At 33.7% G+C, this 12,427-nt stretch carries 12 protein-coding genes; 8 read left to right on the top strand and 4 right to left on the bottom strand.

Annotation, left to right across the window (positions count from 1 at the left end):
• Window positions 1-231 precede the first annotated feature (231 nt).
• From BN1226_RS07590 to BN1226_RS07620, 7 genes are all read left to right on the top strand, one after another.
• On the top strand, window positions 232-1,092 hold the full coding sequence (locus BN1226_RS07590) for a phosphoribosylaminoimidazolesuccinocarboxamide synthase (protein ID WP_005760528.1): 861 nt from the start codon (window positions 232-234) through the stop codon (window positions 1,090-1,092).
• A 73-nt stretch (window positions 1,093-1,165) separates the two neighbouring features.
• Window positions 1,166-2,008: an NAD-dependent epimerase/dehydratase family protein gene (locus BN1226_RS07595; RefSeq protein ID WP_044470675.1), complete on the top strand. Its 843-nt coding sequence runs from the start codon at window positions 1,166-1,168 to the stop codon at window positions 2,006-2,008.
• 104 nt (window positions 2,009-2,112) lie between these two features.
• Window positions 2,113-3,447, top strand: coding sequence for an argininosuccinate synthase (gene argG, locus BN1226_RS07600; protein WP_044470676.1), 1,335 nt, complete (start codon window positions 2,113-2,115; stop codon window positions 3,445-3,447).
• A gap of 134 nt (window positions 3,448-3,581) precedes the next feature.
• Complete coding sequence (locus tag BN1226_RS07605; protein WP_044470677.1) at window positions 3,582-4,466, top strand: phosphate ABC transporter substrate-binding protein; 885 nt, start codon at window positions 3,582-3,584, stop codon at window positions 4,464-4,466.
• Window positions 4,467-4,491: 25 nt separating this feature from the next.
• Window positions 4,492-5,346, top strand: a complete 855-nt coding sequence (gene pstC, locus BN1226_RS07610; RefSeq protein ID WP_044470678.1) for a phosphate ABC transporter permease subunit PstC — start codon at window positions 4,492-4,494, stop codon at window positions 5,344-5,346.
• Window positions 5,336-6,193: a PstA family ABC transporter permease gene (locus tag BN1226_RS07615; protein ID WP_044470679.1), complete on the top strand. Its 858-nt coding sequence runs from the start codon at window positions 5,336-5,338 to the stop codon at window positions 6,191-6,193. Before pstC ends, BN1226_RS07615 begins: the two co-directional genes overlap by 11 nt.
• Window positions 6,162-6,836 (top strand): phosphate ABC transporter ATP-binding protein, encoded by a 675-nt coding sequence (locus BN1226_RS07620; protein ID WP_044470680.1) that lies wholly within the window; start codon window positions 6,162-6,164, stop codon window positions 6,834-6,836. The genes BN1226_RS07615 and BN1226_RS07620 overlap by 32 nt, the downstream gene beginning before the upstream one ends.
• A gap of 44 nt (window positions 6,837-6,880) precedes the next feature.
• Here the strand turns inward: BN1226_RS07620 and BN1226_RS07625 are convergent, their stop codons facing one another.
• The 4 genes from BN1226_RS07625 to BN1226_RS07640 form a co-directional block, all read right to left on the bottom strand.
• Entirely contained in the window at window positions 6,881-7,348 is a 468-nt protein-coding gene (locus tag BN1226_RS07625) for an Lrp/AsnC family transcriptional regulator (RefSeq protein ID WP_044470681.1), read from the bottom strand.
• A 216-nt stretch (window positions 7,349-7,564) separates the two neighbouring features.
• A complete protein-coding gene (locus BN1226_RS07630; protein WP_044470682.1) occupies window positions 7,565-9,082 on the bottom strand; it encodes a YfcC family protein in 1,518 nt (505 codons plus the stop codon).
• Window positions 9,083-9,159: 77 nt separating this feature from the next.
• The gene (gene arcC, locus BN1226_RS07635) at window positions 9,160-10,092 is read right to left on the bottom strand and encodes a carbamate kinase (protein WP_044470683.1); all 933 of its coding nucleotides are present in this window, start codon (window positions 10,090-10,092) and stop codon (window positions 9,160-9,162) included.
• A 10-nt stretch (window positions 10,093-10,102) separates the two neighbouring features.
• Window positions 10,103-11,107 carry an ornithine carbamoyltransferase gene (locus tag BN1226_RS07640; protein ID WP_044470684.1) on the bottom strand — a complete coding sequence of 335 codons (1,005 nt, stop codon included), beginning with the start codon at window positions 11,105-11,107 and terminating at the stop codon, window positions 10,103-10,105.
• A 416-nt stretch (window positions 11,108-11,523) separates the two neighbouring features.
• Between BN1226_RS07640 and BN1226_RS07645 the strand changes: the two genes are divergently transcribed.
• The gene (locus BN1226_RS07645) at window positions 11,524-12,417 is read left to right on the top strand and encodes a VirK/YbjX family protein (RefSeq protein ID WP_044470685.1); all 894 of its coding nucleotides are present in this window, start codon (window positions 11,524-11,526) and stop codon (window positions 12,415-12,417) included.
• The last annotated feature ends 10 nt before the right edge of the window (window positions 12,418-12,427 follow it).

Genomic DNA, 12,427 nt, shown 5'->3' on the forward strand with positions numbered 1-12,427 from the left:
CTTCTATTGTTTTAAAATGGATAAAAAATGTGGGTTATTTTCGCTTATATCATCTAGATTCTCAAATAAATTATACATTTTTACTAAAATTTATTAAGGATGAGTTACTTATTTAGTCATTTTTTACTGTATTTTTAAGAAAAAGAAAAATGAGAATACTATATGCAAACGTTTGCTATTGGGTTATAATTATGCTCCACAAATTTCTACTTATCATAAAAGGTAAATGCGATGGCAGAACTTAGTCTTAAAAAAATCTATTCAGGTAAGGTACGAGATCTTTATGAAATTGATGATAAACGTATGTTAATGGTCGCAAGTGACCGCTTATCTGCATTTGATGTTATTTTAGATGATCCTATTCCTAGTAAGGGCGAAATTTTGACTCAAATTTCAAATTTTTGGTTCAAAAAATTGGCTCATATTATGCCTAATCATTTTACTGGCGACAGCGTATATGACGTATTACCAAAAGCAGAAGCTGACTTAATTAAAGATCGTGCAGTGGTTTGTAAGCGTTTACAACCAATTAAAATTGAATCTATTGTTCGTGGTTATTTGACAGGCAGTGGCTTAAAAGACTATAAACAAACAGGTACAATTTGTGGTTTAGAATTACCAAAAGGTTTAGTCGAAGCAAGTAAATTACCTGAACCAATTTTTACTCCTTCAAGTAAAGAAGCCGTAGGTGATCACGATATCAATATTAGTTATGCAGAATGTGAACATAAAATTGGTAAACAATTAGCTGCACAAGTTCGTGATGCAGCGATTGCTCTTTATAAAGAAGCTGCTGCTTATGCATTGACGAAAGGTATTATTATTTGTGATACTAAATTTGAATTTGGTCTTGATGAAAATGGCACATTGACATTAATGGATGAAGTATTGACTCCTGATTCAAGTCGTTTTTGGTCTGTTGATACTTATCAAGAAGGAATAAATCCGCCATCATTTGATAAGCAGTTTGTGCGTGATTGGCTTGAAAATAGTGGCTGGAATAAACAGCCTCCAGCGCCTAAAGTTCCTGCTGATGTGATACAAAAAACAGCAGCTAAGTATCAGGAAGTACTGGATTTATTAACAAAGTAATATGAACACAAAGTGCGGTATAATTTAGAAAATTTTCACCGCACTTTTTATATCTTTAAATAACAGGAAGGTTATGAACTCAGTTTCAATTGTTGGTTTAGGGTGGTTAGGCTATCCACTCGCAAAATATTTACAACGGTTAGGGTGGGAAGTCAAAGGAAGCAAAAGAACCCATGAAGGGGCAGAACAAATGCGTTTAAATCGTATTGAAAGTTATGCTCTAGAATTAACTCCCGAGTTGAATGTTGATCCTGATGATCTCACCGCCTTACTTTCTGTCGATGCTTTAATTATCAATATTCCTCCTAGCGATTATTTTTTTAATACAGAGACTTATGTACAATCTGTACAAAATTTAGTAAACGAAGCTCTTCTTTATGGTATAACCCATATTATCTTTATTAGCTCAACTTCGGTTTTCCCCGATATCGCGGGAAATTTTTCTGAAAATTCTCTTCCTCAGCCAACATCTCAAATGGGAAAAGCATTATTAGAAGTAGAACAAGGTCTTTTCAACCTTAAAGATATTGATGTAGATATTATTCGTTTTGCTGGATTAGTAGGGTATGAACGTCATCCCGTGTATTCTTTGGCTGGACGTGAAAATCTTGGCGCAGGTAATATGCCAGTTAATTTAGTTCATTTTGATGATTGCGTACGGGCTATTCAGTTGTTACTAGAAACACCAAGTAATAAAAGGTTATATCATCTTGCAACACCATTACATCCGAAAAAAGCAGAATATTATCCTAAAATGGCAGAAAAATTTGGGGTAAAAGCACCGCACTTTATTTGTTCAGAACAAGATCCTCAACGAATTATTTTAGCCAATAAAATTTGTGATGAATTGGACTTTGTTTATCAATACCTTGATCCCGAGGAGTTTAATACAGATTCATTAGTAAATTTTCTTTAATTAATTAAAAGTGCGGTTGAAAACCATAAAATTTTTGTTGATAATAATGAGTTTTTACAATCACAATAAACAATGATTAATAAATCAAATAGATAGGAAAACATATGTCAAACACAATTCTACAAAATATTCCTAAAGGACAACGGGTTGGAATCGCTTTCTCTGGTGGTTTGGATACTTCAGCTGCATTATTATGGATGCGTCAAAAAGGTGCGATACCTTATGCATATACAGCAAATTTAGGTCAACCTGATGAGGACGATTATAATGCTATCCCTAAAAAGGCTATGGCTTATGGGGCAGAAAATGCTCGTTTGATTGATTGCCGTAAACAGTTAGCGCAAGAAGGTATTGCCGCTATTCAATGTGGTGCATTTCATATTTCAACAGGTGGCGTAACCTATTTTAATACTACACCATTGGGTCGAGCAGTAACGGGAACCATGCTTGTTGCTGCGATGAAAGAAGATGATGTGAATATTTGGGGCGATGGTTCTACCTTCAAAGGTAACGATATTGAGCGTTTTTATCGTTATGGTTTATTAACGAATTCTGCACTTAAAATTTATAAACCTTGGTTAGATGATCAATTTATCAAAGAGTTGGGTGGTCGTTTCGAAATGTCTCAATTCTTAATTGCTAACGGTTTTGACTATAAAATGTCGGTAGAAAAAGCTTATTCCACTGACTCAAATATGTTAGGTGCAACTCATGAAGCAAAAGACTTAGAAAGTTTAAGCACGGGAATCAAAATTGTAAAACCTATTATGGGCGTCGCATTTTGGGATGAGAAGGTTGAAATTAAACCTGAAGTGGTGAGCGTGAGTTTTAAAGAAGGTGTGCCTGTTGCATTAAATGGTAAGCATTTTGATGATATTGTTGAATTATTTATGGAGGCTAATCGCATTGGTGGTCGTCATGGATTAGGTATGTCAGACCAAATTGAAAACCGTATCATTGAAGCAAAATCTCGTGGTATTTATGAAGCACCAGGAATGGCATTGTTCCACATTGCTTATGAACGTTTAGTGACGGGTATTCATAATGAAGATACTATTGAACAATATCGTATTAATGGTTTACGTTTAGGACGTTTGCTTTATCAAGGTCGTTGGTTTGATCCTCAAGCTTTAATGTTGCGTGAAAGTTCGCAGCGTTGGGTTGCTAAAGCAATTACCGGTGAGGTGAAATTAGAATTACGCCGTGGTAATGATTACTCTATTTTGGATACATTATCACCGAATTTAACTTACGAAGCTGAACGTTTAAGTATGGAAAAAGTAGAAAATGCACCATTTGATCCAGTGGATCGTATTGGGCAACTCACTATGCGTAATTTAGACGTGGCAGATACTCGTCATAAACTAGGCGTTTATGCTAAAACAGGGTTATTAACTTCAGCTAAGGATTCTGTTGTGCCACAATTAGGCAAAAAATAATTCAATATTTATACTTCGGAAAATAGCTACAGGAAATGATTGTAGCTATTTTTTTATAAAATTAACATTTTTATTGAGAGGTAAAATAAGAGGTATTATACTGGAATCCCTTATAAATCATCTGGAGGATGTTTATGAAAAATTTCTTTAAATCAACCGCACTTTTATTAGCGCTCTCAACTTCCTTTGCTGTTCAAGCTGAAGATCAATCCATCAATACACAAATTAGTTTTAGTGGTTCATCTACCTTAGCGCCTGTGATTGCTAAAATCTCAACGGACTTCATTGAAAAACATGTCACTTGGGATAAAGTTGATCCCACATTACCAAATAAAAACATTACTATTTTTGTTTCAGCTGGTGGCTCAGGAGCTGGTGTGAAAGCCGTACTCGATAAAGTCGCAAACTTTGGTATGTTAGCTCGTGAGATCAAAGAAAGTGAAAAACAAAAAGTCAAAGATCTAGAGGCTTATACTCTAGGTATTGATGCTTTAACTATTGCTGTTAATCCAGAAAATCAAGTGGTAAAAGCTAAAAATGGTAATTTAACCAAAGATGAAATTATTAAAATTTTTTCTGGTGAATATAAAAAATGGAGCGATTTAGATAAAAGTTTGCCAAGTGAAGATATTGTGGTGGTGACACGTGATTTTGGCGGTGGTGCACATGAGGTTTTCCAAACTAAAGTAATGAAGGATGTAAAAGTAACCAAAGATGTCATTCAAGCACCATCAATGGGGGCTTTAGTCGCAAAAATTATTGAAAATAAAAATGCTATTGGTTATGCCTCTTTTGGCGTTTCAAACCAAAATAAAGGAAAATTAACCGCACTTAAAGTAGATAATATTGCGCCTTCTGCTGAGAATATTATTAGTGGTAAATACTATATTTCTCGTCCATTAATTATTATGAAAAGTGGTAAGTTAAGTAAAACTGAACAAATTTTCCTTAATGATATTTATTCTGAAAAGGGTAAAGCTACCATTGAAAAAATGGGTTTTATTCCAACGGCTAAATAAATCAATTTAACTTTTGTTGATTGAGATGAAAGGTCAATATTTTAAATTTGGGGTTTACTTTTTTACATTCCTAAGCGTTTGTATTCTGTTTACGCTTGTGGCTTTTTTATTTACTGAGTCTAGTACATTCTTTAGTCAAAATAGCTTGAGCAATTTTTTATGGAATACAGACTGGGATGTGAGTAGTGAACCTTTTAGTTTTGGTACTTTATATATCTTACTGGCAAATTTTTTAGTGGCTTTTCTTGCCTGTATAATTTCTTCTTTAATTGCTTTTGGCGTGACTCTATTTATTTGTTTCTATGCTAAAACTAAATATCAAAAATTGCTGATTCAACTGATTAAAATCTTAGCTGGGATTCCTTCTATTATTTACGGATTTTTTGCATTATTTGTGATTGTAAAATTACTGGAAAATGTATTATCTATTTCTTCGGGTGAATCATTATTGGCTGGGAGTCTTATTCTTTCTATTATGATTTTGCCATTTTTTACTTCCCATATGATTGAGAGTATGGAGTTGGTAAAAAAACAATATCAACAAGATTCTGATGCCTTGGGAATATCCATAGAATTTTTTATTCAAAAAGTTGTTTTTCCCACCTGTCTTAAAGCGAGTGTGGCAGGATTTATTTTGGCTTTTTCACGGGCAATAGGCGAAACAATGGCAACTATGATGGCGATTGGTAACACTCCATTATTTCCTTATTTGCTCTCAAAAATTCAAACCATACCTTCATTAATTGCATTAGAAATGGGGACGAGTGAAGTGGGAAGTCAACATTATTATGCCTTAATTGCCAGTGGTAGCACCTTATTTTGTATTGTCTTTATTTTGAATATTATTTTATTTCAGTTAGAGCGGAAAAATGGAAAATAGTCGAAGTTTTCTCATTAAAGCTTATGCCGTATTTTCAGCTATATTTGTGCTTGTAATAATTACGGCTCTTTTTTATTTTGTCTTTTCTCGTGGTATTAGTCATATTAATTTATCTTTTCTTTTAGAAAATCCTAGTGGCATGATTCTCGGAGAAGAGGGCGGTATTAGAAATGCCATTTGGGGTTCATTTTTATTAATGGGCTTTGCCATGTTATTTTCAGGAGTATTAGGTATTAGCTGTGCAATTTATCTAAAAATTTATTGTGAAATGCCGTGGTGTCAAACGGCACTAAAATTTGTAATACGTAGTATGGCATCCATTCCCTCTATTTTGTTAGGTTTATTTGTTTACGGATTTTTTATTGTTAATTTAGATATTCCACGTAGTTTACTTACTGCCAGCTTTACTTTAGCTTTAATGGTATTTCCTTTTGTGGAGATTAGTACAGAAAAAGTTATTAGTGAATTGGATACCGCACTTTTTCGAGACAGCTTTGCTTTAGGTATAGATAAAAATTATATGTGTCAGCATCTTGTCTTACCGACTATTCGTAAAAATATCTTGTCTATTTTAATTTTAGCAGGTAGTTATGCGATTGGCGCCACAGCGCCTTTATTACTAACAGGTGTAGTGTTTATGGCAAGTCCAGATAGTTTATTATCACCTGTCATGGCATTACCTTTTCATTTACATATGCTTTTGAATCAGTCTGTAGGAATTGGCAACGCATATGGTACGGCATTGGTGTTAATCCTTATTTTGATTTTATTACACCTGCTTTCTAGCCTTATTTTAAATAATGTAGGAGTTAAAATTGTCCGCTATTTTAACCATCAAAAATCTTAATATTTATTATCAAGATAAGAAAATTTTAGAAAATTTGAATTTAGCTATTCAACCCCATGAAATTATTTGCTTTATGGGAAAATCAGGTAGTGGTAAATCCACCCTTTTATCTTCATTAAATGGCTTTTTAAATGAAAAGTGCGGTCATTTTGAAGGAAAAATTTTATTTAAAGGAGAAGATATTCAAAAGAAAGATCCTATTTGGTTAAAGCGAAAAATGGCAACTTTGTTTCAAGATTCCAAGCCTTTTCCTTTTAGTGTAGAAAAAAACCTTACCTATGCGATGGAATTTTACGAGCGTAAAATCATCAATAAGAAAGCAAAAGTTGAAGCATTACTAAAAAGTGTGAATTTATGGGATGAGATTGGGGGAAACTTGAGTATTTCTCCTGAACAGTTGTCTGGTGGACAAAAACAACGTTTATGTATTGCTCGTATGTTGACAACTGAACCACAAATACTCATTTTAGACGAGCCTTGTTCTTCCTTAGATTTACATAATATGTTAGTAATTGAGGATTTAATTAAGCAACTTGCTAAAAAATATACGATTTTAATTGCAACACATAATTTTGAACAGGCAAAAAGGCTAACTAACCGCATTATCACTATTGAAAATAAAACAATTATGGAACCTAATTAATGATAAAGCATTAATTGAGGTACTTTATTGTTAGCATTTGCCACTTATAATGGCAATTCAGTTGTATTTTTGACAGTTTTAAGACAAATTTCAGATTTTATGTTTTTAATACCAAGTTCTTTTGTTAAATATTTTTTACGGCAAGTATAAAATTCATCTAGATCAGCTACTTGTAGTTTCAGAATAAAATCATAATCTCCCATCATGAGATGGCATTCTGTCACTTGAGGAATTAATTTCATTTCATACATAAAGCGTTCTCGTTGAGCCACATCTTCATCTAAGAAACAACCTAGTGCATAAACCGTCAGGTTACAATTAATTTTTTGTGGATCTAAAATCGCGGTATATTTATGAATAATACCTTTTTCTTCTAAAATATTTACTCTTCTTAAACATGCAGAATTAGATAATCCAATTTCATTGGCCAATTCATTATTTTGTAATTTACCATTTCTTTGAAGTGCCCGTAAAATTCTCGTATCAATATTATCTAATATTTTATGTGCCATAGAATTCCTTTTTTGATTTGACAACGTAATCGTTTTCATTTTAAAAGTAATGTATAAAATTACAAGGAAACAACAATAAAAATGTGATCTAAGCAACCTTTTTCTTTTATGAAATGATTAATTTCTTAAACAAAATTATTCTGTAAATTGGTGTTCATAAGGGAGTACCTTATGAACACACTTTTTATGCTAGAACATTGACCTTTGATTTTCCACTTAGGTATATAATTGGACTTGAACGATGAGCAATATTGAGCCAATGGTCAGTAATACACCTATCATCGGTAGAACAAATTTTACCCAGCGATCAAATGGGATATGTAACATTTGTAGTGTTACTAATACGAGTCCTGTTGGTGCAAGGAATAGCATCGCATATTGTCCCCAGTTATAGGCAGATACTACCATATGTCTAGGAATACCTACAGCATCTGCAAGAGGCGCCATAATTGGCATAGAAAGCACAGCAAGACCTGAAGATGATGGAACGAAGAGCCCTAGAATAATGAAAACGCCTAATTGTGCGAGAATAAATGCAGTAATTGGCATGCCAGAAACAAGATCAGACATATAAGCAAGAATCGTATCTGAAATCATGCCTTCATCAAGCACTAAGTTAACGCCACGTGCTAAACCAATGATGAGTGAAACACCCACTAATTCTGATGCACCATGAGTGAAAGCATCAATAATTTCTTGTTCTCCTAGACGAGAAATAAACATAATTAGTATGGTTAAAGTGAGGAAGGATGCCGCCATTTGAGGGAACCACCACCCACCTGCCATGACACCCCAAATCATAATTGGGAAGGCAATACAGAAAATGCTTAAAATAACCTTTCTACGAGTATTAAATGCTAATTCAGTGGTTGGATCGTAATTAGCCATATAGCGGTTAAAGAATTCTTCTCTACTGTCATAAGTATAGGAGAAACTTGGTTGTGCTTTGATTTTTTTACAATACCAATAGAGGTAAGCGATTACACAAGCAGAGCCGAGTATAAGCCCAATAGTTCTAAATACAATACCTTCAGTAAATTGAATACCCGCCGCATTAGAGGCAATAACTACAGAGAAGGGATTGATAGTAGAGAAGGCTGTCCCCATTGATGAGGCAAGAAATATCGCACCAACGCAGACGATAGCATCATAACCCAAGGCGAGAAAAACAGGTACAAGAATTGGATAAAAGGCAACTGCCTCTTCTTCAATACCACAGGTAGTTCCGCCGATTGCCATTAACACGCATACACTGAACACGACAAAGAATTCATTACCTTTTGTTCGCTTTGCTAATGCTGATAGTCCAGCATTAAATGCCCCAGTTCGGTTGATAACTCCAATCATCCCACCAAGAACAAAGATAAAGACCATAACATCGGCAGCTTCAATAGTACCTTTTACCATGCTGATAGCAATATCTTGAGGTTGTTTAGGATGTTGTTCGACACGTTGATAGGAACCTGGAATAGCAATAGGTTTTCGAATAGTTCCCTCGGTGAAATTATTTAAGTCAATTTTAATATTTAATTGATCAAGTGACTCTTTGGTTGCTGGAAGATATTGATCTTCTTTCTGGTATGTTTTTACGACAAATTGATTAGCTGCTGAATTGTAAACTAATTTAGAATAAGATCCCGCAGGGATGATCCAAGTGAGTGCAACTGCAATAATTAGGATAATAAAGAGAATAGAAAATGCACTTGGAAACTTAAAGCTTTTTTTCTCGCTCATAAAAGAACTCCTTATCGCACGAGTTATTAATAAGGATGTATCTTTATTCATTAAGATACATCCTTGATTATTTATATTTATGCGTAATATTCAATATCAGATACTTTTGTTGTAATACGAGTGCCTGCTTTGCCCTCAACAATATCAATAATGTCTGATAACGAGCCAATTACTGCATCTTTTCCTGATTGTTCAACAAAATTAATGGCAGCTTGAACTTTTGGTCCCATTGAACCTGCCGCAAAGCCCATTTTACTAATGGCATCAGGATTAGCTTTTGCAATTGCTTTTTGGGTTGGTTTACCCCAATCAACAAAAGTAGCGGAAACATCTGTTGCAATAATAAATAGATCAGCATTTAGATTTTCAGCAAGTAGAGCAGAGCAGAGATCTTTATCAATCACAGCTTCAACACCATGTAAGTTACCTTGCTCATCGTAATAAGTTGGAATACCGCCACCGCCAGCACAAATTACGATACTACCTTTTTCAAGTAACCATTTTACAGGACGAATTTCAAAAATTCGTTTTGGTAATGGACTTGGCACAACACGTCTATATTTATCGCCATCTTGAGCAATTGACCAACCTTTTTCAGCAGAAAGTTTCTCTGCTTCTTCTTTGGTATAAACTGGTCCAATAGGTTTGGTTGGATTTTGGAAAGCAGGATCATTTGGATCAACTTCCACTTGAGAAAGTAATGTGGCAAACGGTACTTCAAATGGGACTAAATTTCCTAATTCTTGTTGAATCATATAACCAATCATTCCCACGGATTCTGCACCTAATACATCTAATGGATAAGTAGATACATCTTTATAAGCAGCACCTTGTAATGCTAATAAACCGACTTGAGGACCATTTCCATGAGTCACTACTAATTCATTATGTGGATACACTTTGGCTATTTGTTCACAAGCAATTCTAACATTTTGACGTTGATTTTCCGCGGATAACGGTTCTCCACGACGTAATAAGGCATTTCCGCCTAATGCAATAACAATTCTCATTTTTTACTCCTTAGGCAAGGCTTGCAACCATCACAGCTTTAATAGTGTGCATACGGTTTTCAGCTTGTTCAAATGCTACATTCATTGGAGATTCAAACACATCTTCAGTGACTTCTATACCATTGGCAAGTTGTGGATATTTTTCGGCAATTTGTTTACCCACTTTGGTTTCACTATTATGGAATGCTGGTAAACAGTGCATAAATTTAACTTTTGGATTACCAGAACGTTTCATTAATTCAGGAGTTACTTGATAAGGCATTAATAGTTCAATACGTTTTCCCCAAGTTTCTAAAGGTTCACCCATAGAAACCCAAACATCGGTATGCACGAAATCAACACCTTTGATAGCTTTATCAATATCTTCTGTAACTGTAATTCTTGCTCCGCTTTGTGCTGCAAATTTTTTGCACATTTTGACTAATTCAGCATCAGGAAGTAATGCTTTTGGTGCACAAATACGAACATCCATACCAAGTTTTGCACCAATTAATAATAATGAGTTACCCATATTATTGCGCGCATCACCAATATACATATAACTAATTTCTGATAATGGCTTATCACAGTTTTCAATCATAGTAAGTACATCAGCTAACATTTGTGTTGGGTGAAATTCATCGGTTAAACCATTAAATACAGGCACTCCTGCATATTCAGCTAATTCATCAACAATGCTTTGTTTAAAACCGCGATATTCAATAGCATCATACATGCGACCAAGTACACGGGCAGTATCTTTCATACTTTCTTTATGACCAATTTGAGAGGAGGTAGGATCAATATAAGTCACTTGAGCCCCTTGATCATAAGCAGCAACTTCAAATGCACAACGAGTACGAGTAGAGGTTTTCTCGAAAATAAGTGCAATATTTTTACCTTTTAGTTTTTGTTGTTCTGTACCTGCATATTTGGCTCGTTTTAAATCTCGAGAAAGGTCTAGTAAATAGTTGATTTCACGTTGGCTATGATTGACTAAGCTAAGTAAGTGTCTATTTTTAATGTTAAATGCCATGATAAATTCTCCTATAATATTTGAGTTACATATAGTGGAAAATTCAGAACAACGTCCACTATCGACGGAATTAATAATAAAAGATTCTAAAGTGAATAGGGTTGCTTTTTTAATAAACCCAATGTAAAAATTTCGAATAAAATTCAAAAAATTATAGGTGATAAGCAATGATATTTCATTAGCTATATCGCATAACTTTTTATTAAAAAATATGTTTGAGAGTAATGAGGAAAAATAGATCGGATCAGTATAGTTATTTAAGAGTAATTATTAATTTACTCTCAATATCTTTATAAAATAGCGTAGCTAGAATCAACATTTTTTGTGATAATAATATTCCAGTATCATTTCTAGCTTTTATTTATTGACTGAGATAGTCAATTTCAATGTAATTAATTAAAGGGTCATCATTTATAATGGATTATAAAGATCATTTCCAATTTCCTTTATTTAAGGAAATGTATCCTAACATTAAAAAATCTTCTTATCTCAAACAAACTCGTGAATTTTTACGTTATCAAGCAAAGACTTTAGTCTATCGAAAACAATGTAAGATGTTGGCTAACTATCTGAGTACACAGCCATTATGGCGTTCTATTTTTGAACAAGATCCTTATCGTGTAGATGCCTTATTAACTAAGTATTGTAATCGTCGTTTTTCAGCGTCTCAGCGCTTGAATTATATTAAGAAAAATTTTGAAGTAATGAATACAATTTTGGGTAATGATTTATGCGAAAAGTTAGTCAAACATGGTTTTATATCATTAGCAGAACTTCCAGATAATTTATCCTTACGATTAAATATCAATCAGATTGATCCATTTGAAGGATTTTTCTCAATTAATTTACAAGATAATCAACGTAATATCAGTATTTACGATGCTTCCTTTACTTTTTTAAATGAAAAACAGCTCTTAGTGGCATCCATGCAAGGTTCTCACCATGAAAACGCATTGGATTTGATTAAACAAAGCACTAAATCGCTTTATGGTATTCGTCCAATGTACATGTTAGTTAATTGTTTTAAATTGATGTGCCAACATTGGCAATGTGAGTTATTGGCAATTTCACATAAACAGCAGGCAAAATATCGTTTTAATGACCATTCAAGATTATTATTCAATTATGATGTCTTTTGGCAATCCAATAGTGGCAGATTGATAAACCATTATTGGCATTTACCTTTATCTATTGAAATTAAATCTATGGAGCAAATTGCTAGTAAAAAGCGAGCTTTATATCGTAAGCGTTATGCCATGTTAGACGATGTTGAACAGCAAGTAAAAAATAACTTAACTAGCTTGGCATAAATTTTTTGAA

The organism is Mannheimia massilioguelmaensis (assembly GCF_000940515.1).
GTDB classification, from domain to species: Bacteria; Pseudomonadota; Gammaproteobacteria; order Enterobacterales; family Pasteurellaceae; genus Basfia; species Basfia bettyae.